This window comes from Arthrobacter sp. SIMBA_036 (assembly GCF_046535135.1).
Lineage (GTDB): Bacteria > Actinomycetota > Actinomycetes > Actinomycetales > Micrococcaceae > Arthrobacter.
In genome coordinates this window covers 138,778-162,546 of the sequence record NZ_JAWRXG010000001.1, presented here as the reverse complement: position 1 = coordinate 162,546, position 23,769 = coordinate 138,778, and the positions used below count along the sequence as shown (strand labels likewise).

The 23,769-nt window shown below is 62.6% G+C and carries 19 protein-coding genes; 2 read left to right on the top strand and 17 right to left on the bottom strand.

Annotated features, from left to right (window positions below; all coding sequences use genetic code 11):
- Positions 1 to 61 precede the first annotated feature (61 nt).
- The 14 genes from guaA to SB659_RS00735 form a co-directional block, all read right to left on the bottom strand.
- The gene (gene guaA / locus SB659_RS00800; RefSeq protein WP_284978978.1) at positions 62 to 1,651 is read right to left on the bottom strand and encodes a glutamine-hydrolyzing GMP synthase; all 1,590 of its coding nucleotides are present in this window, start codon (positions 1,649 to 1,651) and stop codon (positions 62 to 64) included.
- 123 nt (positions 1,652 to 1,774) lie between these two features.
- A complete protein-coding gene (locus SB659_RS00795) occupies positions 1,775 to 2,275 on the bottom strand; it encodes a DUF3817 domain-containing protein (protein WP_284978979.1) in 501 nt (166 codons plus the stop codon).
- Positions 2,272 to 3,174 (bottom strand): SURF1 family protein, encoded by a 903-nt coding sequence (locus SB659_RS00790; RefSeq protein WP_410549203.1) that lies wholly within the window; start codon positions 3,172 to 3,174, stop codon positions 2,272 to 2,274. The genes SB659_RS00795 and SB659_RS00790 overlap by 4 nt, the downstream gene beginning before the upstream one ends.
- A 62-nt stretch (positions 3,175 to 3,236) precedes the next feature.
- Complete coding sequence (locus SB659_RS00785) at positions 3,237 to 3,725, bottom strand: PTS sugar transporter subunit IIA (protein ID WP_284978981.1); 489 nt, start codon at positions 3,723 to 3,725, stop codon at positions 3,237 to 3,239.
- 64 nt (positions 3,726 to 3,789) lie between these two features.
- Entirely contained in the window at positions 3,790 to 5,544 is a 1,755-nt protein-coding gene (locus tag SB659_RS00780; RefSeq protein ID WP_284978982.1) for a glycerol-3-phosphate dehydrogenase/oxidase, read from the bottom strand.
- A gap of 163 nt (positions 5,545 to 5,707) precedes the next feature.
- Positions 5,708 to 6,844 carry a GuaB3 family IMP dehydrogenase-related protein gene (locus SB659_RS00775; RefSeq protein ID WP_284976427.1) on the bottom strand — a complete coding sequence of 379 codons (1,137 nt, stop codon included), beginning with the start codon at positions 6,842 to 6,844 and terminating at the stop codon, positions 5,708 to 5,710.
- Between the two features lie 97 nt (positions 6,845 to 6,941).
- Positions 6,942 to 8,819 carry an ABC transporter ATP-binding protein gene (locus tag SB659_RS00770; protein ID WP_410549202.1) on the bottom strand — a complete coding sequence of 626 codons (1,878 nt, stop codon included), beginning with the start codon at positions 8,817 to 8,819 and terminating at the stop codon, positions 6,942 to 6,944.
- 148 nt (positions 8,820 to 8,967) lie between these two features.
- Positions 8,968 to 10,479, bottom strand: coding sequence for an IMP dehydrogenase (guaB, locus tag SB659_RS00765; RefSeq protein ID WP_410549201.1), 1,512 nt, complete (start codon positions 10,477 to 10,479; stop codon positions 8,968 to 8,970).
- A 244-nt stretch (positions 10,480 to 10,723) separates the two neighbouring features.
- Positions 10,724 to 12,787: an acyltransferase family protein gene (locus SB659_RS00760; protein WP_284978984.1), complete on the bottom strand. Its 2,064-nt coding sequence runs from the start codon at positions 12,785 to 12,787 to the stop codon at positions 10,724 to 10,726.
- 153 nt (positions 12,788 to 12,940) lie between these two features.
- The gene (locus tag SB659_RS00755) at positions 12,941 to 14,062 is read right to left on the bottom strand and encodes a flavin-containing monooxygenase (RefSeq protein WP_410549200.1); all 1,122 of its coding nucleotides are present in this window, start codon (positions 14,060 to 14,062) and stop codon (positions 12,941 to 12,943) included.
- Positions 14,063 to 14,235: 173 nt separating this feature from the next.
- A complete protein-coding gene (locus tag SB659_RS00750) occupies positions 14,236 to 15,888 on the bottom strand; it encodes a response regulator transcription factor (protein ID WP_284978986.1) in 1,653 nt (550 codons plus the stop codon).
- A gap of 176 nt (positions 15,889 to 16,064) precedes the next feature.
- Positions 16,065 to 17,678, bottom strand: coding sequence for a chaperonin GroEL (gene groL / locus SB659_RS00745; protein WP_410549199.1), 1,614 nt, complete (start codon positions 17,676 to 17,678; stop codon positions 16,065 to 16,067).
- A gap of 84 nt (positions 17,679 to 17,762) precedes the next feature.
- Entirely contained in the window at positions 17,763 to 18,059 is a 297-nt protein-coding gene (gene groES, locus SB659_RS00740; RefSeq protein ID WP_211711208.1) for a co-chaperone GroES, read from the bottom strand.
- Positions 18,060 to 18,249: 190 nt separating this feature from the next.
- On the bottom strand, positions 18,250 to 18,693 hold the full coding sequence (locus SB659_RS00735; RefSeq protein WP_410549198.1) for a hypothetical protein: 444 nt from the start codon (positions 18,691 to 18,693) through the stop codon (positions 18,250 to 18,252).
- Positions 18,694 to 18,760: 67 nt separating this feature from the next.
- Here SB659_RS00735 and SB659_RS00730 point away from each other — a divergent pair, with 67 nt between their 5' ends.
- Positions 18,761 to 20,011 (top strand): THUMP-like domain-containing protein, encoded by a 1,251-nt coding sequence (locus SB659_RS00730; protein WP_410549197.1) that lies wholly within the window; start codon positions 18,761 to 18,763, stop codon positions 20,009 to 20,011.
- Here the strand turns inward: SB659_RS00730 and SB659_RS00725 are convergent.
- Entirely contained in the window at positions 20,008 to 20,820 is an 813-nt protein-coding gene (locus tag SB659_RS00725; protein WP_284978990.1) for a shikimate 5-dehydrogenase, read from the bottom strand. The two genes, SB659_RS00730 and SB659_RS00725, sit on opposite strands and share 4 nt — an antisense overlap.
- A 125-nt stretch (positions 20,821 to 20,945) precedes the next feature.
- On the opposite strand from SB659_RS00725, the gene SB659_RS00720 reads away from it, so the two are divergent.
- Complete coding sequence (locus SB659_RS00720) at positions 20,946 to 22,097, top strand: glutamate--cysteine ligase (protein WP_284978991.1); 1,152 nt, start codon at positions 20,946 to 20,948, stop codon at positions 22,095 to 22,097.
- A 52-nt stretch (positions 22,098 to 22,149) separates the two neighbouring features.
- On the opposite strand, the gene tsaD is transcribed toward SB659_RS00720, so the two are convergent.
- Positions 22,150 to 23,247 carry a tRNA (adenosine(37)-N6)-threonylcarbamoyltransferase complex transferase subunit TsaD gene (tsaD, locus tag SB659_RS00715; protein WP_410549196.1) on the bottom strand — a complete coding sequence of 366 codons (1,098 nt, stop codon included), beginning with the start codon at positions 23,245 to 23,247 and terminating at the stop codon, positions 22,150 to 22,152.
- Positions 23,244 to 23,762 carry a ribosomal protein S18-alanine N-acetyltransferase gene (gene rimI / locus SB659_RS00710; RefSeq protein ID WP_410549195.1) on the bottom strand — a complete coding sequence of 173 codons (519 nt, stop codon included), beginning with the start codon at positions 23,760 to 23,762 and terminating at the stop codon, positions 23,244 to 23,246. The genes tsaD and rimI overlap by 4 nt, the downstream gene beginning before the upstream one ends.
- Between the last annotated feature and the right edge of the window lie 7 nt (positions 23,763 to 23,769).

Below are 23,769 nucleotides of genomic sequence, written 5' to 3'. Positions count from 1 at the left end.
ACCAAGTGCCCGGCAAGAACAAAGTGGCCGGCCTCCCAGAGGAAGCCGGCCACTTAAAACGCTATTCCCACTCGATGGTTCCCGGCGGTTTGCTGGTAACGTCCAGCACCACGCGGTTCACGCCGTCCACTTCGTTAGTGATCCTGTTGGAAATCCGTGCCAGCAGGTCATAGGGCAAACGTGACCAGTCCGCCGTCATGGCGTCCTCGGAAGATACAGGGCGGAGCACAATCGGGTGGCCATACGTACGCCCGTCGCCTTGGACGCCCACGCTGCGGACATCTGCCAGGAGAACCACCGGCATCTGCCACACATCGTTGTCCAAGCCTGCCGCGGTCAATTCGGCACGGGCGATGGCATCGGCCTTGCGAAGCAGGTCAAGGCGTTCCTTGGTTACTTCCCCGACGATACGAATTCCGAGCCCCGGGCCGGGGAAGGGCTGGCGGCCCACGATTTCCTGCGGCAATCCGAGCTGGGCACCGACGGCGCGGACCTCATCCTTGAAGAGGGCTCGCAGCGGTTCGACGAGCTCGAACTGGAGGTCCTCAGGCAGCCCGCCCACATTGTGGTGGCTCTTGATGTTGGCAGCACCTTCTCCGCCGCCTGATTCAACGACGTCCGGGTAAAGGGTTCCTTGGACAAGGAACTTGATCTTTTCGCCCTCGGACTCCGCTTGGGCGATGATGGCCCGTTCGGCTTCTTCAAAAGCGCGTATGAACTCGCGGCCGATGATCTTCCGCTTGGTTTCGGGGTCGCTAACGCCGGCAAGCGCGGACTGGAAACGCTCCTGCTCGTTCGCCACATAGAGGTTAACTCCCGTGGCAGCTACGAAGTCACGCTCAACCTGCTCGGCTTCGCCTTCGCGGAGAAGGCCGTGATCGACGAACACGCACGTCAGCTGGTCCCCGACGGCCCGCTGGACCAGCGCAGCCGCAACCGCAGAGTCGACGCCGCCGGAGAGGCCACAGATAACCTTGGAGTCACCGATCTGCTGGCGGATGCGATCCACCTGCTCTTCGAGGATGTTCCCCGTGGTCCAGTTGGGGGTCAATCCTGCGCCCTTGAAGAGGAAGTTCTCCAGAACGTGCTGGCCATGAACCGAGTGCTTGACCTCAGGGTGCCACTGCACACCGTAAAGGCGCTTCTCGTCATTGGCGAAGGCGGCAACGGGGGCACCTGCCGTGGAGGCAAGAACCTCAAAGCCCTCAGGAGCCTCGTGCACGGAGTCACCGTGGCTCATCCACGTGTTCTGGGATGAGGGCACACCGTCCAAGATGGAGCGTGCGTCCCCCACAACCAATGCTTCGGTGGCGCCATATTCGCGCAGGCCAGTCTGGGCCACTTTGCCGCCCAGCGCGTTTGCCATCGCTTGGAAGCCATAGCAGATCCCGAAGACCGGTACTCCAGCTTCAAAGAGGTCAGCACCAACTCGCGGAGCACCCTCGGCGTAAACGCTGGAGGGTCCACCTGAAAGGATGATGGCTGCGGGGTTCTTGGCCAGAAGCTGCTCGGTGGTGAACGTATGCGGAACAATTTCCGAGTACACGTTCGCTTCCCGGACGCGGCGGGCAATCAGCTGCGCGTACTGGGCACCGTAGTCAACAACCAGCACCGGCTTCTGGGAAGTCTGGGGTGCGGTGGGAGTAGTCACCGAACAAGACTACTTTGCCGGGGTACCCGGTTGCACGTTTACCCCTGTATCCCGGGAGCAAAAACAGCCCTGCGTTATGCATCTCACACCAGCACCGCGGAAGCCCCGGCTACTTGGCACGGCTTAGTAGCGTTTGGACGCCTTGGGGTTCGCTGCGAGCTCCGCTTCCACCTGCGCATGGAACTTCTTCTCCACAATGAAGGACAAGAACGGGATAACGCCGCCCAACGCCAACAGAACCAGCTTGGCGAACGGCCAGCGCATGAGGGACCACAGACGGAAGTCGGACACCAGGTACACCACATACATCCAGCCGTGCACGATCAGCACCGTGGTGGAGATGTTGAACCCGCCAATGACTCCCTTGGGGTCTGCTGCGGCAAAACCGAAACCGAAGGGCCGCCCGGTCAGGGCATCCGTTCCACCGGCAAAGAGCGCGACGCCGAAAACATAGCGGGCGATGAGCTCGGCACACAGCAAGAGCAGCATCCCACCGGTGAGGTAGGCCATGACTTTGTAGAACTTCAACGCGGACCGGATCTGCGCTTCGGTCCCGCCGAAACGCCTCTTCTTAGGCTTGGGCCCTGAGTGTTCGGGCTGGATGGCCGGCTTGGGCTCGATCATTGCTGCACCTTTTGTTCTGGCTTTGGATGTTCTGGCTCTGGTTGTTGAGGGTCATGGTTGGCTTCGGACTGGACCGCTTGGTGGCCGTCGTCGTGGAAATCCCCGACGAACTCGTCGTCGTCGTCGAAGTCGTCATCTTCGAGGGACAGCCGATAATCATCGGCCACCATCCTCCACCAGATGTAGAGGGCGAACCCTGCGAAGACAACCCATTCGATGGCGTAAAAGACGTTGAGCCAGTTGACTTGCTCCGTGGGAGGCTGGGCCGGAATGTTGAGGGCCTTCACGTCCGGACCCAAGGGGATGTGGGCTCCCCCGGCCGCGACCTCGGACGTAGCTGCGATGAATCCCTGGTAGCTCGAGACGTTCCACGTGTTGATCAGTTCAGCGGAGGAAACCGCCGACGCGCGGCCAGGACCCGGGTCGACATTGGGGACCGGTGCCTCCGACGGCAGGAGGCGTCCGGTAAGGGTGATACTGCCCGACGGCGGCGGGCCCGCTTGGGAGGCATCAGCGACCCAACCGCGGGCAACGGGAATCCAGGTCTGCGGTGAGGCGCCTGCGCCGCTCAGCTTTGGCGCTTTGTCCACAGCGAAGGCTGAAACAATCCAGAATCCCTTCTGGTTGTTGTACAAGCGGCCTTCAACGAGCACCTGTTTTTGGGGATCGTAGCTGCCGGTGGCGGTGACCATTTGGTCCGACGCCGATCCGGGGAAGAACTGACCGGGAGTGAGGACCTCCAGCAGGGGCTTGACTTGTTCGACGCTGGACGATTCGGGCACGTCGTGCTGCGTGGACCGGCTGATCTGCCACTGGCTGAGCAGCACGAACACCCCGGACAGCAGAAGCGCAAAGACCAGTCCTGCGATCCAGCGGGGTTTCAACGCGGTTTTCAACACCTGTTAACCGTACTTCGTCCGGCTGTAGAACAGCTAAACGTCCCCCCGCCGGGATACCCAGCTCAGTGGTCGAAGAACACCAGGCTGGAGTTAATGAGTTCTGCAATGACCTCCGGATCGTGTGCCCGCCGCAGGGACTCCCGGAAAGATTCTTTCGATAGCGAACGGGCCATGGTGGCCAGGACTTCGAGGTGGTCCGAAAAGGAGCTTGCGGGTGTGGCAATGAGCAGGATGAGGTTGGCTGGACCGTCCGTCGCCCCGAATTCCAGCGCGTGGCCGAACTTGGTTACCCCAACAGCGATGGAAATGCGGTCCACGAACTCACTTCGGGCATGCGGTAGGCCGATACCGCCCGGGAGGCCGGTGGCCAGCTGGTGTTCGCGCGATTGCACCTGCTCAAGGAAGGCATCAAGGTCCGAGACCCGACCTGCCGCATGGAGCCGGCGGGCAAGTTGGGCAGCAGCATCATTCTTGTCCTGGGCGACAAGTTCGAGGATGACCAGATCGGGGGTGGTCAGGTCGGCGTCGTACCGATCCAGTGGTTCTGCCAAGTCGTGTTCCTCCGAATGGTGGTCGTCCGGCCCGTTTTCCTCGGCCGGTTACCCCTTCAACCGGTTAGCGAAGGGGAACGATGTCATCGACTCCCATGCGCGCGGCGTCCGCCGATTCGTCGTCGGGCTGCTGCTGACTGAGCCGTTCAGCTTCCACGCGCGCCAGGTAGTGTTTGATCTCGCTGTCCCGCTGCGTCTCACTCCAGCCAAGGATTTCTCCCATCAGCTTAGCTACAACCGGGACTGCGGACACACCCCGGTCCCATGACTCAATGGAGATCCGGGTGCGTCGGGTCAGGACATCATGAACGTGGCGTGCGCCCTCGTGGGTGGTGGCGTAAACAACCTCAGCCGCCAAGTAGTCGTCCGCGCCAGGCAACGGTTCAGCCAACTCCGGCCGCTCCGTAATCAGCTGCAGGACTTCATGGGTCATGGAGCCATAGCGGTTCAGCAGATGCTCGACGCGGGCCACGTGAACGCCGGCTTCCTCCGCGGACCGTGCTCGACGATTCCACGCTGCCTTGAAGCCGTCGGCGCCCAGGAGCGGGATGGTTTCGGTGCAACTTGACGGAACGCGCTCGTCCATGGCGCGGGTGGCCTCATCAACGGCGTCCTTGGCCATGACACGGTACGTGGTGAACTTTCCGCCGGCTACCACCACAAGGCCCGGAACGGGATGGGCCACCACGTGCTCGCGGGACAGCTTGGCCGTCGAGTCGTTTTCGCCAGCCAGCAGCGGCCGCAAGCCCGCGTAGACTCCCTCGACGTCCTCACGAGTCAGGGGCCGCTTGAGCACCTTGTTGACGTGTTCAAGCACGTAGTCAATGTCCTTGCTCGACGCCGCGGGGTGGGCCTTATCCAGTTTCCAGTCGGTATCGGTGGTGCCAATGATCCAATGACGTCCCCAAGGGATCACGAAGAGCACCGATTTCTCGGTCCGGAGAATCAGTCCGACAGTGGACTGGAAACGGTCGCGCGGCACCACAAGATGGATGCCCTTCGAAGCCCGGACTTTGAGCTGCCCGCGATCAGTCACCATCGCCTGTGTCTCGTCGGTCCACACGCCCGTAGCATTGACCACTTGCTTGGCCCGCACCTCAAAGACAGTGCCATCCTCTTGGTTCTCGAGCCGTGCTCCCACCACGCGCTCCCCCTCGCGGAGGAAATCGACGACGCGGACCCGGTTGGCCGCGTGGGCGCCATAATGCACCGCGGTCCTGACCACATTGACCACCAACCGGGCGTCGTCGACCTGGGCGTCGTAGTAGCGGATGGACCCGACGAACGCGTCATCCTTCAGGCTGGGGGCAGCCCGGAGGGTTCCGCGCTTAAAGAGGTGTTTGTGCATGGGAACGCCGCGACTGTTCCCCGAGGTAAGGCCCAAGGTGTCGTAGAGCATGATGCCGGCTCCGACGTAGGGCCTTTCCCAGAAACGGCGCGTCAGTGGGTACAGGAAAGGGACCGGCCGGACCAGGTGCGGGGCTATGCGCTGGATGAGCAATCCACGTTCCTGGAGGGCTTCCTGTACCAGCGCGAAGTCCAGCATCTCCAGGTATCGCAGGCCTCCGTGGATGAGCTTCGAGGACCGGGAGGAGGTGCCGGATGCCCAGTCCCTGGCCTCGACGATGCCGACTGTGAGGCCACGGGTAACCGCGTCCAAGGCAGCCCCCGCACCCACTACGCCGCCGCCGACGATCAGGATGTCGAGCTCTTTACCGGCCTCGGCAGTGGCTTTCAGGACATCGATGGATGCGGCTCTTGACTCCGGGCTCAGTGCTCCCGGGGTCCTCACCTGCGAACCGCCTGCGGTATTGCTCATCGGAACCCTCCTCAAACGCAACGGCTGGTAGTTTCCTACCCTACTTGTTGGTCAGCGCCTTGGGCAGGGCCCCAGGTATGTTCAGCGCAGGGCCCCACGTATGTTCAGCGCAGGGCCCCAGGCAGGTTCAGCGCAGGGCCGCAGGCAGGTTCAGCGGGGTGCCCTAGTTGCCGGCGTACGGAGAAACGACGACGTCGACGCGCTGGAACTCCTTGAGGTCCGAGTAGCCGGTGGTTGCCATGGATCGGCGCAAGGCTCCGATCAGGTTGGACGTTCCGTCAGTGTGGTGTCCCGGTCCGAAGAGGACCTCCTCGAGCGGACCGACGGTGCCGACATTGACGCGGTCGCCGCGGGGGGACTCGAGGTGATGCGCCTCGGGGCCCCAGTGCCAGCCACGGCCGGGTGCTTCTTCGGCCCGCGCCAAAGCGCTTCCGAGCATGACGGCGTCAGCTCCCATGGCGATGGCCTTGACGATGTCGCCCGAGCTGCCCATGCCGCCGTCGGCAATGACATGGACGTAGCGGCCGCCGGACTCGTCCATGTAATCGCGGCGGGCGGCAGCGACGTCGGAGATGGCTGACGCCATGGGCGAATGGATGCCCAGGGCGCGGCGCGTGGTGGTGGTCGCTCCACCGCCGAAACCGACCAGGACGCCTGCAGCCCCGGTGCGCATGAGGTGCAGGGCCGGGGTGTAGCCGGCTGCGCCGCCCACGATCACGGGGACATCGAGCTCGTAGATGAACTGCTTGAGGTTCAGCGGCTCATGGTTTTTGGAGACGTGCTCGGCGGAGACAGTGGTTCCGCGGATAACAAAGATGTCGACGCCGGCAGCCACCACAGTCTTGTAGTGTTCCTGGGTTCGCTGCGGGGTGAGGGAACCGGCCACGGTGACGCCGGCTGCCCGGATCTCCGCGAGCCGGGAGCTGATCAGTTCCGGTTGCACCGGAGCCTGGTAAAGGTCCTGCATGCGCCGGGTCACGGCGGTGCTGCTGGTTTCATCCGTCAAGGCCGCGATCTCGTCCAGCACCTTCTGGGGGTCCTCATAACGAGTCCAGAGTCCCTCAAGATCCAAGACGCCCAATCCACCCAGGCGCCCGAAAGCGATGGCGGTATCCGGGGACATCACGGAGTCCATGGGTGCCGCGATCACCGGGGTTTCGAACTTATACGCGTCAATCTGCCATGAGACTGAGACGTCCTTCGGGTCACGCGTCCGGCGATTAGGAACGATCGCGATGTCATCCAGGGAGTAGGCACGACGCCCACGCTTGCCACGGCCAATCTCAATCTCATAAGTCACTGCTCGAGTTTATCCCACCCCAACCTTCATCCCACGCGAACCACGGTCCATCAAACCCACGGTGGCGTGCCCCAGCCGCAGCCGCACAGACGGACCGTTACGGGGTGGTCGAGCTTCCCTCATCCACGGACAACTGTGATTCGAACATCCGGAAGTAGCGTCCACGCAGGGATACCAGCTCCTTATGTGTGCCCTGTTCGGCGATCCGGCCGTCCTCCAGCATGTACACGACATCAGCTTTCTCGATGGTGGCCAACCGGTGGCTGATGGCGATGATGGTGCTGCTGCGGTCCGCGAACAAGCGGGTGAAGATCCGGTGTTCGGCCAACGCATCGATGGCCGATGTGGGCTCATCCATCACCATGTAGGACGCGTCCCGGTAGAAGTTGCGCGCCATGGCGAGCCGCTGCCACTGCCCGCCGGAAAGCCCGCTGCCCTTGCGTCCGCGTGGGTCTTCCATCCAGTTGCTCACATGGTTGTCCAAGCCGTTGGGCAACTTCTCGATGAACTCCATGGCCTCGGCGTCGGACGCTGCCCGCCGCACCCGTTCGTCGTCGATGCTCTGTTCCACATCGCCGAGGTAGATGTTTTCTGCCGCAGTGGCGAACTCGTACTTGAGGAACTCCTGGCTGAGGACCGCCAAATACCGGTGCCAGCTGGTCACATCAACACCGGCGAGGTCGACGCCGTCGAGCAGCACCTGCCCCGAATCGGGCCGGTACAAGCCGGCCAGGATCCGGATCAGCGTGGACTTCCCGGCCCCGTTCTCCCCCACGATCGCGATGTGCTGCCCGGCCCGGATCGTCATCGATATGCCCTTGATGACTTCTATGTCGCTGCCCGTGTAGCTGAAGCGGATATCACGTAAATCCACGACGTCGGGCGACCTGGCCAGCGGGGGCTCGTGCCCGCCGGGGACAGGCATCGTCATGAAGAGTTCGTAGTCCTTGAGGTTGGCCAGGTCCTCATCAATGGAGCTCAGCGAGGAAACCAGGCTACTGGCCGTAGAGAGCGCCCGGCTGACAATCTGTTGGACGTAAAGGAACTGACCCACGGGCAAGACGCGGGAGATGATCTGCCCGACCACCCACACCAGTGACACGATTTCTGCCCCGTATTGCAACGCATCTGCCGCGAGCTGTTTGGGGATGTAGCGTTTTTGGAAGTCCAAACGCCTGCGTTCGTCAGCGTCGCGAAGCCGGGACCGCAGGTCCATGAGGTAGCCGACGATGCCGTACAACCGCATCTCGGCAATGTGTTGGGGCCTGAGCAGGTTTTGCTCGATCATCCTGCGCTGCCGCCGCGAATCCACTTGTGTGTTCCAGTGCTCGATCTGTTCCCGCGACAATTTGAACTGCAGGTACACGCTTGGCACGATCGCCACGAGGACAATCATCGCGATCCACCAACTCACAAGGAGTAGGGCGCCGACGGCAAGAATGACGGACACGAGCTGCGTGAAGATGGCGGCGATACGGTCCAACACCCGGGCATAGGAATCGGAGAACCGCTTGGCGCGGTCATAGAGGTCCACCGTCTCCTTGTCGTCATACCGCCAGAAATCGAGCGCCAGGAAACGTTCGTACATCTGGTCTCCGACAATGGCCCCCACCTTGAAGCTCATTAACTGCTGTATGTACCGGTCAACGCTGCTGAAGGTGCCCCACAGCAGCCCGAGAACGGCCGTGATCACGACGTACAGCACGGCCCGCTGCCCGGCGTCGTGATTTCCGGCGTAACCGGCGGCCAGCGCCGAGGTGGTCAAGGCCGCGAAGTAGGTAGTGACCAGTGGCAGCGTGGCCGAGATCAGGGAGCCTGCGACCTTCATGATGACAGCCAGTGGCGACGCCGAAAAACTCACCTTGAGAACCTGCCCGACGGCGCGTGTATACGGCCGGAGGGCAAGGCGCCGGGGCGGTGCCTTGTTTGGCCGGATGGACTCCGGGTGCCGCGGATTCGCAGGCGTTTCAGACATACACCCAGCCTATTCTCATGGGCAGACAATCCTCATGCGTCCTGGGTTCGCTGATGTCCGGCGGTGCCCTCCGGCGGTTCCGCTGCTTGCCGTTAAATGGCAGTTCCCCGCGGAGGTTTTCCGCGGGGAACAGCTTTCTTGCGGAAGATCAGCGGGAGCCGTAGTTCGGCGCCTCCACCGTCATCTGGATGTCGTGCGGGTGGGATTCTTTGAGGCCGGCGGGCGTGATGCGGACAAACTTGCCGCGAGCCTTGAGCTCAGGGATGGTGGGAGCACCCGTGTAGAACATGGTCTGGCGGAGCCCACCCACCAGCTGGTAAGCAACGGACGCCAGCGGGCCGCGGAAGGCCACGCGTCCTTCGATGCCTTCGGGGATGAGCTTGTCGTCACCGGAAACGTCCGCCTGGAAGTAGCGGTCCTTGGAATAGGACGTGTTCTTGCCGCGGGACTGCATGGCGCCGAGGGACCCCATACCGCGGTAGCTCTTGAACTGCTTGCCGTTGACGAAGATGAGGTCGCCCGGGGATTCCTCACAGCCGGCCAAGAGGGAACCGAGCATCACAGTATCGGCACCGGCAACGAGGGCTTTTCCGATGTCACCGGAGTACTGGAGTCCGCCGTCGGCGATCAGCGGCACGCCGGCGGGGATGGCAGCCTTCGCGGATTCGTAAATGGCCGTGATCTGGGGGACGCCCACACCGGCCACCACACGGGTGGTGCAGATGGAGCCGGGCCCAACGCCCACCTTGATACCGTCAGCACCGGCGTCGATCAATGCCTGCGCCCCTTCGCGGGTTGCGGCCTGGCCACCGATGATGTCCACATGCGCGGCAACGGGATCGGATTTCAGGCGGGCAATCATGTCCAGCACACCCTGGGAGTGGCCATTTGCGGTGTCCACGAAAAGGGCGTCAACGCCGGCGTCGATCAACGTCATGGCGCGCTCCCAACCATCGCCGAAGAAGCCGATGGCAGCGCCCACGCGAAGGCGGCCTTCGTCGTCCTTGGTCGCCAGGGGGTACTGCTCTGCCTTGGTGAAGTCCTTGGTGGTGATGAGGCCCTTCAACCGGCCTTGCTCGTCCACCAGAGGAAGCTTCTCGATCTTGTTGGTGGCCAGCTTGTGCGAGGCTTCCTCGCGGCTGATGCCCACGTGCCCGGTGATGAGGGGCATCTTGGTCATGGCGTCGCTGACGCTCCGCAGCGGGAAGTCCGACTCGGGAATGAAGCGGGTGTCGCGGTTGGTGACGATGCCGAGGAGCCGCCCGTCGGTGTCCACCACGGGCAGGCCGGATACGCGGTAGCGGGAGCAAAGCTCATCGAGCTCCTGCAAGGTCGCTTCCGGACCGATGGTCAGCGGGTTGGTGATCATCCCGGATTCGCTGCGCTTGACGCGGTCCACGTGCTCGGCCTGGTCAGCGATGGACAGGTTGCGGTGCACGACGCCGAGGCCGCCCTGGCGTGCCATGGCGATCGCCATGCGCGACTCAGTAACGGTGTCCATGGCAGCAGAAAGCAAGGGTGTCTGCACGCCGATCCGCTTGGAAATACGGGACGAGGTGTCAGCCTCGGACGGAATGACGTCGGTGTGTCCGGGGAGCAACAGGACGTCGTCGTACGTCAGGCCAATGAAGCCAAAGGGATTGTGTTCGGGCTGGGTCATGAGTGTGCGCCTCTTACCTGGGTTCTGGGGGCTTAACTGGTAGGGGTTGCAACTGATGACCAGCCCGTCATTACGGGACTGGCCTGTGCATAGTTACTTCAATGGCATATCTACTTCAATGGCGGAACGGGCCGCCGGTATTGAATAAATAGTAGAACCTCAGCGGCGATCGCCATATTCCACGACGCCTGACTGTGAGCAACGGCACGTGCGGTTCTCGTTGCCCGCAGTCCTAGCGGGCCAGCTATTGTTGCCAGCCCGTGGCGGCAAACCAGCGTGCATTGAACGTGTCCCCCATGCTGGCCACGTAGGTCTTGGACAAATGGTTGTCATCCAGGTAGACGAACATATTCCCCACCACCGGTGAACACTCGACGCCGTCACACAGCAGGTCGGTCATGTCCAGGAACGCTGCGTTAGCGAAGGACCCTTGGACCGCTGCGAAGGGGCTTTGCGGTGCGAGAACACTGGCTTCCTTGGACTTGCAGGCCGCATTGTCCGCACCCTTGGACAGCGCACACTCGGTGACGTTGAAGTTGTACCTGGGGTTATCACGGATGGCTACCACCTTCACACCGAGGTCGTTGAAGGTTTTCACCGTCTGGGCGAAGCCGTCCACCAACTGTTCGTTCGGGGAGGAAGGGGAAGCATCAGTTCCCACCATGAACACTGCGCTCGGCTTGTTGGCCTCCACGTATTTCAGGGCGGCGGCATTGAAGGTGTTGCACTCCGCGCTCGCGGCCGGCGTCTCAGGCATAGTCCGACAACCACCCAGGAGCAGGGAGGTGACCTTCCAGTGCTCGGTCTCCGCGAGGGGGGCCAGCGCCCCCATCCACTGCTGAGCGTGGGAGTCGCCGAGCACCACGATGGACTTGGTGGCATCATCGCCGACGTCGTTCTGTTGGCAATTGGCCTGGAGCAGCTTGTCGCTTGGCTTCGACGTGCCTTGGCACGATCCGCCGAGGTTCGCCCAGTCCTTGGGGAGCTGGGCTGCGGTAGGCAACGTCTTGGCACCGGCGCTGACAAGGTTGACATAGCCGGGAAGGAGCGCGGCCGCCCCCGGATTATCGTTGAAAGCCTGGGTCTCGGCGGCCCGTTGATCCATGAGCTGCTTGTACTGGAAGCCCAGCAAGGGTCCGGAGACCAGGGCCAGGCACGCCACGATGGCTATGAGTGCACGGCGCCGTTTCTCCTCGGGCCATTTCCATTGCCTAAATGGCTTCTCGACGAATTTGGTGGTCACGAACGCCAGCGTCAGTGCAGTGGCTATGATCACTGTTCCGGAGAGCCACCCGGCGTGGGACTTCCCACTCCAGGCAAGCGCGATGACCAGGATGGGCCAGTGCCACAGGTACAGCGCGTAAGAGTTATCTCCCAGGCGGACCAGGAACTTTGAACTCAGTATCCGGTCCGCTCCCCAGCGGCTTCCGGTTTGTCCCGCCGCGATCACCGCGGTGGCGGCGAGCGTGGGCCACAGGGCAAGGAAACCCGGGAACGCCGTCTGGACCTGGAGGACGATGCCGCAACTGAGCATCGCCACCACACCTACCCAGCCCATGGCGATCCGGACCGGCTGGCTCAGCTTGAGGAAGGGCAATGCCAGCGCCACAAGCGTGCCCAGGGCAAATTCCCACAGACGGGCAAACGTATCGAAGTACGCCACCGCTTGGTTCTGGGCAGTGAAAATGATGGAGTACGTCAGGGAAGCAGCAAAAATGATGGCGAAGACATAGGCCAGGCAGGCACGGTAGCGCAATCGGAAACGGCGGCACAGCACGGCCACCACGGCAAAGATAACCGGCCACATGATGAAAATCTGGCCCTGGATGGACAGCGACCAGAAGTGCTGCACCGGGCTTGCCAGGCTGTGGTCCGCAGCGTAGTAGTCCACCGCCAGGCTTTGCAGAAGCCAGTTTTCAAAGTAGAACAACGAGGCCCAGACCTGATGGACCACATCCACCCACCGCGTTGCCGGCAGGAAGGCGAAAGTGGCCGCGAGGGTTGCGAGCAGCACCACGACGACGGCGGGAAGCAGCCGCCTGAACAGGTGCAGCCAGTGCCGGACGAGGTCCATGGCGCGGCCTTGTTCATAGCGTCTGGTGAACTGCAAGGTCATGAGGAACGCGGAGATCAGCAAGAAGACATCGACACCCCCGGAGACCCTGCCGATCCAGACGTGGTAACTGACCACCATGAGCACAGCCAATGAGCGAAGACCTTGGATCTCGGGCCGGTAATTCGGCTTTCCAACGGCTCCAGCAGCCCTCCTGTCACGTCGGGTGGGGGCTGGGATCGTTGGCGTAATCACGTTGGTGGTTCCTCAAAGCAGCGGCACAAAGTATCCATACTACGCGGCTAGGTCACAAGCCCCCAGGGGATGCTTGCCCCGACCGCGTCTTCGCTGTCTATTAGCTCAAATCCAGCTATGCGTTGTCCCAGCCTTCCCTGTGCGCCACCTGTGCTATGCCATTCTGCGCTCGGCCGTGGGCGCGGGCACCACCGCGGATTCACTGGTCATCGTTATCCTGCGGGCCAGGTATCTTGCATCCTGTGTGACCCCCGGCAGCGTGGCGGAGGCTGCGGAATACAGGAACTCCTGGCCAAGGAAGTAGAGCCCGTGAACTTTGTCCGCTACTCCCCTGGTTTGCGCCGGGCTGCCGTGCTCGTCAAAAGCCGGGAGCTTCACCCACGAGTAATCCTCGTGGTAACCGGTGCACCAAATGATCGTGGCCGCATCGATTTCGGTCCCATCCTCCACAACTGGTTGACCCCCGGAGACGCCGGCCAGCCTGGGAACCAGGCTCACGCCCGAGGCCGTCAGGTCTTTGGTCTTTGTCCGGATGAGGGGCGCTGCCATGGACTTGAACCTGGGGGCCACCTTCCGTCCGATAGGAGTGTTGAGGTTAAGGATGTGCAAGCCAGCGAACCGGACAATGGGCAAGCCGAAACGGGCCGCCGTCCGCCCGTGCCGCATCGGCAACTCGCCGCTGGGCTTGCCTGCCAGCACAGTGTGGTGGCTGCGGCCCGTCTCCAGCGCGATCTCCGCCCCCGAGTTGCCGAGCCCGACCACCAGAACGGTCCCCTGCCGCAATTGCCCCGGATTCTTGTAGTCCTGCGAATGCAGCTGAAGTATCCTCGGGTCCAATTCCGATGCGAAGGGTGGCGTTTTGGGTATGCGGTGCCCACCCGTAGCAATAACTACGTTGCTGGCGTGCCATGTGTGATCTTTTGAGATGACGATGAATCTCTGCCCGTCTTGGCGGATCTCGTCCACACGGGTAGCCGGACGGAAGGGAAGATCGAAGCGGCGGACGTACTCTTCCAAGTAGTCTGCAAGTTCATCCTTCGGGGGAAAGGCCAGGGGGTCGCCTGGGAAGGGAGCCTCCGGAAGTCCGTCGTACTTGGCCGGGGTGAAGAGTCGCAGCGAGTCCCACCGTTGACGCCATGCCTCCCCTGCCCTGGCATTCTCGTCGAGAATCACGAAATCCCGCCCTTCCCGGGCAAGCCAATACCCAAGCGCCAGACCCGCCTGGCCACCGCCGACGATGACGGTGTCCACTTCTGTGTGCTGCCTCGTGTCCATGGTGCATTCCTTCCTGCTGGTCCTGGCAACGGATGCCGATACAGCCACGCTAGGCGGCCGGGGGCTCGCGCCGCGTCGGGCGAAATGCGCATTCCTCGTGGCAGGACATGGGTATTTAAGCCCACTCAAGAGCGCGTAGGTGTGGGTGTCCTCAGCCCTGCATCAGCAATGGGCTACGAAAAAGGTAGCGGACCACCATTGACCAGGCGGTGCTGGAAGGCAAAACTGGTCGCTGCGGCCCTGGAGGGCACCGAGAGTTTGGAGAGAATGTTGCTCACATGACGGGCGACTGTCTTCTCGCTAAGGTAAAGCTCACGCGCGATGCTCCTGTTCGAGCGGCCGCCCGCAATGAGGCGCAATACTTCCAGCTCCCGGGCAGTCAGCTGGGACTCGCCTTTGGGCTTTTCGCCGCTTAGTTCCAAGACTTCAGCAACGGCCGGTAGTGCACCAAGATCGACGAATTCGGCCTTGGCAGCCTCGAACTCCATGGCCGCCGAGTCGGCATCGCCCATTGCGGCGCATGCCCTGCCCACGAGCACCCTGCAACGCGCTGCCTCGTAAGGCGCTTCCAGGCTGTACCAGAGCCGCCAAGCGCGTCTGCCTGCTTGAAGGGAAGATGCGGGATCCTCGGCGAGCAGAACTTGGGCTTCAGCCTGGGCGGCAAGTGCCAACTCCAAGGGGCGGCTTTGATGGTTCAAGGGCGCAGCCAATTCATGTGAGGCGGTCTTGGCGGCCTCGAGATTGCCCGCGGCAAGTTCGACGTCGACCAACGCCGGCAACAGGCGACGCCGGTTGGCTGCGTCCGCGCCCTCCACGGCCCGGCGTATGGTGGCCCGCGCCTGTTGCGTCCGGTGCTGGGCCAACTGGAGGAAGGCTATCCCGGGAACGGGTTCGAAGCCCGTCTCTGCCGCCATGGCGTAAGCCGCTCCTGCTTCTTCGAATGAACCCCTCAGCCGAAATACTTCCCCTTGTTGGTACCACGCACCGAAAGTGGCATCAGGGTCGCCTTTCCTGACCCGGCCTTCGGCCGAACGGGCCACCGACATTGCGTCGTCCCATGCACCGTGAAGAATGAGCAGCTCTGCACGGTGCGCCTGGCATTGCCCACTGAACATGACCATGTCGGGACGGTCTCCGCACCAGCGTTCCAACGCCACCGTCCACTCTTGGGCGCGTTGGACATCGTGGGCAACGCGACAACTGCCCAGCACCGCGCAGTAGATGATGCCCGCCGGAATGGGAGAGACCTCCCCTGCGCCCACCGCAACCATGACCTCGTCAAGGAGCTGAAGCCCTTCATCCGTATGCCCGAGGGACACTTGCGAGGTTCCTACGCCCAGCAACCCCATTGCCTCCAGGTCCTTGTCATGGCACGCAAGCCCCATGTCCAAGGCGCGGCTGAACAAGGCACGCCCGGCCTCCGGGTTGCCGGCACGTAATGAGCCGAGCCCGGCTGGAATGAGCAAGTATCCCTCGGCGGCACTGGGACCTTTCATTCCCTGCAGCAAATGCTTGGCGCGCGATAGCCAGCCGTTGCCACGTGCCTCCTCGCCCATGTCCATGAGGAAAAGGACCAGCCAAGCGGCGCAGCGCGCTGCACTGTCCGTATCTCCAAGGGTCAGGAATTCGTCGTGGGCCCGGGAAAGGTAGTCAACGCTTTCCATGGTCAGCCCGAGCAGCATCGCAACCGATGCCGCCAACTCGATGTCCGCAGGCGGCAATCCCCCTTCGGTGTCCGCCCGGGCCAAGTAATCCAACGCATCCCTCCACCGGCGCTCGAAGTACGCCGAGCGGCCGAGGTCCAACGCTGTGGCCGGTGCTGTCATGACTCACCCTGCAGGGTAGCGGCCCGGTGTTCGCCCGAAACCGCCGTAATAGCGTCAGGTTACTGCCGACGTCGGACGCGTCACAATAGGCCGCCCTACTGGTCCTGCACGCTACTGGTCCTACACGGCAAAAGCCCCGGCCACCAAAAACAGTGACCGGGGCTTTGAAGGGCAGGTTAGTGCTGGTGCCCTGCGTGTGCGTCTTCTTCTTCAGCGGGCTTCTCGGCAACCAAGGTCTCAGTGGTGAGAACCAAGGCTGCGATGGAAGCGGCGTTGCGAAGGGCCGAACGGGTGACCTTGACGGGGTCGATCACGCCAGCGGCGATCAGGTCCTCGTACTCGCCGGTCTTGGCGTTGAATCCGTGGTTGGCTTCAAGTTCAGAGACCTTGGAAACAACCACGAAGCCATCAAAGCCGGCGTTCTGGGCGATCCAACGCAGGGGCTGGATGAGGGCTCGGCGGACAATGCCAACAGCAGCTGCAGCATCCCCCTCAAGCGCCGCAACGGCTTCGGACTCGTCCAGCGCCTTGAGGGCGTGGATAAGTGCGGAACCGCCACCGGAAACGATGCCTTCTTCGAGGGCGGCACGCGTGGAGGAAACAGCGTCCTCGATGCGGTGCTTCTTTTCCTTCAGCTCAACCTCGGTGGCTGCGCCAACCTTGATGACGCCGATGCCGCCAGCGAGCTTGGCCAAGCGTTCCTGCAGCTTCTCCCGGTCCCAGTCGGAGTCCGTACGGGTGAGCTCGGCGCGAAGCTGCGCAACGCGATCCGCTACGTCCTCAGCGGTGCCGGCACCATCGACGATCGTGGTGTTGTCCTTGGTCACCGTGATGCGTCGTGCGGTACCGAGGACCTCCAGGCCCACGGTGTCCAGGCTCAGGCCAAGGTCCGGGGAGACAACCTGTGCCCCGGTGAGTGTTGCGATGTCCTGCAGCATGGCCTTGCGGCGATCGCCAAAGCCGGGAGCCTTGACGGCGACAACGTTGAGCGTGCCGCGGATGCGGTTCACGATCAGGGTGGACAGGGCCTCACCCTCGATGTCTTCGGCAATGATGAAGAGCGGCTTGGAGGCCTGCAGTGCCTTTTCCAGCAGGGGCAGGAATTCCTGCAGCGAGGAAATCTTGCCCTGGTTGATCAGGATCAGGGCGTCTTCGAGGACAGCTTCCTGGCGTTCCGCGTCGGTGACGAAGTACGGGGACAAGTAGCCCTTGTCGAACTGCATGCCCTCAGTGAGGACCAATTCCGTCTGCGTGGTGGAGGACTCTTCGATGGTGATGACGCCATCCTTGCCCACCTTGCCGAACGCTTCTGCCAGCAGTTCGCCGACCTCGTCGCTCTGCGCGGAAATAGCAGCAACGTTGGCTACCTGGGTGCCTTCAACTTCGCTGGCGTTCTCCAAGAGACGTGCTGCGATGGCTTCGACGGAAACTTCGATGCCTCGCTTGATCTCACCCGGAGCCGCGCCTGCAGCTACGTTGCGCAGGCCTTCCTTGACCAGGGCCTGGGCCAGGACGGTGGCGGTGGTGGTGCCGTCACCGGCGACATCGTTGGTCTTGGTTGCTACTTCCTTGGCCAACTGTGCGCCAAGGTTCTCGTAGGGGTCGTCAAGCTCGACTTCACGGGCGATGGTCACGCCATCATTGGTGATCGTGGGAGCGCCCCACTTCTTGTCCAGCACGACGTTGCGGCCGCGCGGACCAAGCGTCACCTTGACAGTGTTGGCGAGCTTGTCGATACCGGCCTCAAGAGACCGGCGGGCAGCATCGTTAAAAGCAAGCTGCTTTGCCATGGTTGTGTCCTTTCAAGACGGAAAACCCGCACCGCCGTTGGTCGGAATAGATCCAACGCGGCTGCGGTGCGGGGCTCCAGGAAGTTACTTTACGACGATCGCCAGAACGTCGCGGGCGGACAGAACGAGGTACTCGTTGCCGCCGGTCTTGACTTCGGTTCCACCGTACTTGGAGTAGATAACGACGTCGCCGACAGTTACGTCGACCGGAACGCGGTTGCCGTTGTCATCGAAGCGGCCGGGGCCGATTGCAACAACTTCGCCTTCCTGCGGCTTCTCCTGTGCGGAGTCCGGAATGACCAGTCCGGAAGCGGTGGTCTGCTCTGCTTCGAGCGGGCGAACAACAATACGATCCTCAAGAGGCTTAATCGAGACCGACACTCGGACTCTCCTTTTCATGAGCTGATTCATGGACTAAGAACTAGGGTGCCGATGCGTACATCCGTCGTCGCGGTGCCGGTGGACGCTTGGCGTAGTTAGCACCCTCCGGGGGAGAGTGCTAACTAGACTCTATGTAAGTGGTTAGCACTCGGTCAAGGCGAGTGCCAGCATTTCGTCCATAGATGAACTCCTACCTGCCCGTCAGGTCGTCGAGGTGGTAGCTCTCGCCGTCGTCGTTACCGTCACGCCGGACGACGTCCCGATTGAGGTACAACACCAGCGCGGACACCAAGGCGACGATGGCGGAAACCACCAGCGCGATGATCCCGCCTATGCGGGCGCCGCTGTAGAGGTCACGGATCTGCCGCGCTTCATCGGTGGCATCGCTGACGCTCTTGCCGCTGACTGAGTAGGCGGCCGCGTTGAAGGAATCGAGGACGAAAAGGATGACCAGGAAGGCGATACAAACCACGGCAATCACAGCTCCTGCGATCAAAGCAGGACGGGCCGATGCCACGAGCGGGTGATGGTCCGGATGACCTGGAGCCAATGGCGCTGCCGGACCCTCCGCGTCCGGGTTGTCGCCGCCGGAGTTGTCGGCGTCGGAGGGCTGCGGGGCTGCGTTGTCTTCCATGAAAACAACCCTAGCTGGCCTGATACCAAGTCACGACGCTGCTTCGCAGCCCATTAGGCTTGATGCCATGTCCCACGCACCGCAGGAACAGATTGCCCCCTTGCTGACCACTGAGGGCTGGGAACTCCTTGCCTCCCTGGGCCCCTACCGGGAGGCCGAGGCTTTCACCATCAACGCCGACCTCCGGAAAGCGGGCCACGCGCCAGAACTGGTGGCCGCAGTGCTGACACAGTCACGCCTTCGGACCCGCGCTGAGGCCAAGTTCGGCGAATTCGCGCGTCAAATGCTGTTTACCCAGGCAGGGTTAGAGCAGGCCACGCGGCTGACGGTTGCTGCCCGCCACGCTGAACGTTTCGCCGCAGCGGGAATAGCCCACGTAGCGGACCTCGGTTGCGGCCTTGGCGCCGATTCCATGGCGATGGCATCGTTGGACCTCGCTGTCACGGCCGTGGAGATGGACGAAACCACTGCAGCCTGCGCCACCATCAACCTCATCCCGTTCCCCCACGCCACGGTGGTGCATTCAGATGCGACAGCAGTGGACCTCGACGGGATCGACGGCGTATGGATGGACCCGGCGCGACGCACCACGTCCACGTCCGGCACCAAGAGGATCTGGGATCCCGAAGCGTTCTCTCCCCCGCTGTCCTTCGTGGAGGCAGTAGCATCCACGGGCCGGGCCGTCGGTGTGAAGATGGGGCCCGGCATACCCCATGACTCCGTTCCGGGCGGCTGCGAAGCCCAGTGGGTTTCGGTGGGCGGGGATGTCACGGAGGTGGCGTTGTGGTTCAACGCGGTGGCCCGGCCGGGCGTCCGACGCGCGGCCCTTGTCCTTAGTTCCCAGGGCGCCGCGGAAATCACCAGCGGCGAGGATTTCGACGGCGGTCCTGTTGCCGCCGTCGGGCCGGTTGAGGGCTACCTATACGAACCCGATGGCGCCGTGATCCGCGCGGGCTTGGTGGCCGACGTCGCGGAAAAGCTGGGCGGGCACCTGGTGGACGAGCACATCGCCTATATTTGCGCACCCGGACTTCACGACACTCCGTTCGCCCGTGCTTACAGGGTGCTTGACGTGATGCCCTACAACGTCAAAGCCCTCAAGTCGTGGGTCAAAAACAACGGCATCACTGTGCTGGACATCAAGAAGCGCGGCACGTCCGTGACCCCGGAAGAGCTGCGGAAACAGCTGCTCCCCGGGAAACCGGACAAGTCACTCACGGCCAAGACCGCCACCTTGGTCCTCACCCGGATCGGCGAAGACAGGGTGGCCATTGTGGTGGAGGCTGCGTCCTCTGCCACATGCAGCGTGGAAGCCTAGCGGCGCGAGAATTCCGAGGCTTCCCGCACCTGCCCCGGTGTGGGACGCACACCGGTGTAGAGGACAAACTGTTCCTCGGCTTGGATGGCAATGACCTCGGCTCCGGTGATAACCGGCTTTCCGGCTCGGCGTGCCGCTGCGATGAGCGGAGTCTCCGAAGGCAGGGCGACGACGTCGAACACCACCTCCGCGGCCGCGATAGCTGCGTCATCAAAGGACTGGACCGCTTCATCTGAGCCGGCCATGCCCAGTGGCGTGACGTTGATGATGAGGTCGGCGGTGGACCCGTTGACCTCGGCCTGCCATTCAAAACCGTAGAGACCCGCCAGCGCACGGCCGCTGGTTTCGTTGCGGGCCACAATGGTGACCGCAGTGAAGCCGGCATCCCGCAGGGCAGCTGCAACAGCTTTGGCCATGCCACCGGCACCACGGAGCAGGACGGTATGGCTGCTGGGGACTTCGTGGTCTTTCAGCAGCCGCGCGATGGCGATGTAGTCAGTGTTGTAGGCGGTCAGGACGCCGTCGTCGTTCACAATGGTGTTGACCGAATCGATGGCCTTTGCCGATGGGTCCATGACATCGACCAGGGCGATGACGTCTTCCTTGTACGGCATGGACACCGCCGCTCCCCTGATCGGAAGGCCGCGGATACCGGCAACGGCAAGCGCGATGTCCGTTGGGGCGAACGCCTTATAGACAAAGTTCAAGCCGAGCAGATCATACAAGTAGTTATGGAACCGGGTGCCGATGTTGCTGGGCCGGGCTGCAAGCGAAATGCACAGGGACATGTCTTTGTTCAGGATGGGCATCCACCCATTTAACACCTCGGTCACCGGCAAGAAACGTCGTTCGCCCTGCATTAGACTTGAGCCGACCGCTGGCGGCCCTGCAGCGGGGCCGTGTCCGGCTCGGACAAGACCAACGAGGGGACTACGTGCAGATTGATTTTGCGCCATCCAGGCAATCGACACTGGGTGTGGAATGGGAGCTGGCGCTCGTCAATGCACGTACGGGAGAACTGGTCTCCGTAGCAAATGAGGTCCTCAAAGGCGTCGCTGCAAACCACCCCGACCTCAACGAAGACGACGAGCACCCGCACATCAAGCGTGAACTCCTTCTCAATACCGTCGAACTGGTGACCGGGATCTGCGAAACCGTCCAAGAAGCCAAGGAGGACCTGAGCCGGTCCTTGGCAGCCGTCCGCGAAGTCACGGACCCCATGGACGTTGAAGTGTTCTGCGCTGGAAGCCACCCCTTCAGCCCGCCCCTGCTGCAACCCGTCACCGATAAAGAGCGCTACGCCAAGTTGATCGAGCGGACCCAGTGGTGGGGACGCCAAATGGTGATCTATGGTGTGCACGTCCACGTGGGCATCGACCGCCGCGATAAGGTCCTGCCGATCCTGGACGGCCTGGTGAATTACTTCCCACACTTCCAGGCCCTCTCCGCCTCCAGTCCGTTCTGGGCAGGCGAGGAAACCGGCTATGCATCACAGCGCGCCTTGATGTTCCAGCAGCTTCCCACCGCCGGCCTGCCCTTCCAGTTCGAGACCTGGGAAGCGTACGAGTCCTATGTCCAGGACATGTTCACCACCGGGGTGATCGACTCCACCTCCGAGATCCGCTGGGATATCCGTCCGGTTTCGAATTTGGGCACCATCGAAATGCGTATCTGCGACGGTTTGGCCAGCCTCGAAGAAGTGGGCGCAATCGCTGCACTCACCCAATGCCTGGTGGATGAGTTCTCCACCATCCTGGACGCGGGCGGTTCCATTCCCACCATGCCGCCGTGGCATGTGCAGGAAAACAAGTGGCGCGCTGCCCGTTATGGGTTGGAAGCCATCATCATCCTCGACGCCCAAGGCAATGAGCAGTTGGTCACCGAGCATCTGGCAGAAACTGTTGCGAGGTTGGAGCCGGTGGCAGCGAAGCTTGGCTGCACCGAGGAGCTGGCGGACGTCCTTAAGATCATCGAACGCGGCGCCAGCTACCAGCGCCAACGCCGGGTTGCCGCAGAGCATCACGGCGACCTGCGCGAAGTTGTCATGGATCTGGTCCAGCAGATGCGCAAAGGGCCGGACGCGTAGCACCGCCTCCTGAAACCGCTTGGCACCGCCTCCTGGCACCGCCCTGCGAAACTTAGGCCGGCACTGACACCGTCGTCACCGGCATGGACGAGTCCGGAGCAAAAGACACACCGCTCGGACCAACTCCCGCCATCACCAACTGTGCCCCGAGCGCGGCCACCATGGCCCCGTTGTCCGTGCAGAGGTTAAGGGGCGGAACGTGGAGCTTGATCCCGGCCGAGGCACATCGCTGGGCCGTAAGCTCCCTGAGCCGGGAGTTGGCCGCGACTCCCCCACCGAGCAGGACATCGCTAATGCCATGCTCTTTGCAAGCCAGGACGGCCTTGGACGTGATGACATCCACCACCGCTTCCTGGAAGGACGCGGCAATATCGGCAACGGGCACTTCGTCTCCGCGGGCTTCGAACTGTTCAACGCAACGGGCCACGGCCGTCTTCAGGCCGCTGAAGGACCAGTCATAGCGGTGCGGTCCCTTGGCTTCGGCTGTGCCCATGTACTTGGGCTGTGTCAGTCCGCGCGGGAAGCGGATGGATTTTGGGTTGCCAAGCCGGGCGAGTTTGTCGATCGCCGGTCCACCCGGATAACCCAGGCCTAGAATCCTGGCTACTTTGTCGTAAGCCTCTCCGGCGGCGTCGTCGATGGTGGAACCGAGAAGTTCCACATCGCCGGTGATGTTCCGGATCCGGAGGATCTCTGTGTGGCCACCGGAGACCAAAAGCGCGCCCAACGACGCCGGCAACTGCCCGGCGTCGGACGACTTTCCGTCGAGCAGCCCAACACCAACGTGCGCCACCAGATGGTTGATCGCGTAGAGCGGCTTTCCGGTTGCCACCGCGAGCGCCTTGGCAGCACAGACACCCACCATGAGGGCACCTGCGAGGCCGGGCCCCGATGTCACGGCGATGGCGTCGATGTCGTCCAACGTGACCCCGGCCTCGTGCAACGACTCTTGGAGCGTCGGCACAAAAGCATCCAGATGGGCCCGTGAAGCGATCTCGGGGATGACGCCGCCAAAGCGGACATGCTCGTCCATGGACGAGGACACTGTGTTGGTCAGCAGCGTGGTTCCGCGGACAATTCCGACGCCGGTCTCGTCACAGGATGATTCGATGCCCAGGACCAGCGGCTGCTTGGGAAGTGCGGCGCTCACCAGGTGGCTCCTTCTGTGGGGGCGGATTCGTTGGGATGCGGTCCGGTCAGCGGCAGGCGCATGATCAGCGCGTCGGTGCCGTCGCGGTAGTACCGCGGGCGAATGTGGATCCGTTCAAAGCCGAAGCGAAGGTAGAGCTTCTGGGCCCTGGGGTTGTCTGCCCGCACCTCCAGGAGAACGTCCGCCGCGTGCCGGCGTCGGGCTTCCTGGATCAGTTCGGTCAGGATCGCTGAGCCGATCCCCTTGCCTTCGAATTCAGGCACGACGGCGATCGTCTGGACATCGGCGATCGGCTCGATGCACATCAGGCCGGCGTAGGCGACGATCTCCCCGGCGACCTCGGCCACCAGGTAGCGCCTGGTTTCGGGCTGCGCGAGTTCATCGAAAAACATCTGCAACGGCCAGGCATCGACGGGAAATAGCCGGCGTTCGAGGACCTCGACGGCGGGAATGTCGGCCTCGGTCATCTCACGCAGGCAAACCCCCGCAAGCTCGAGTTGGGGAGGCAGTTTCACGGTTTCC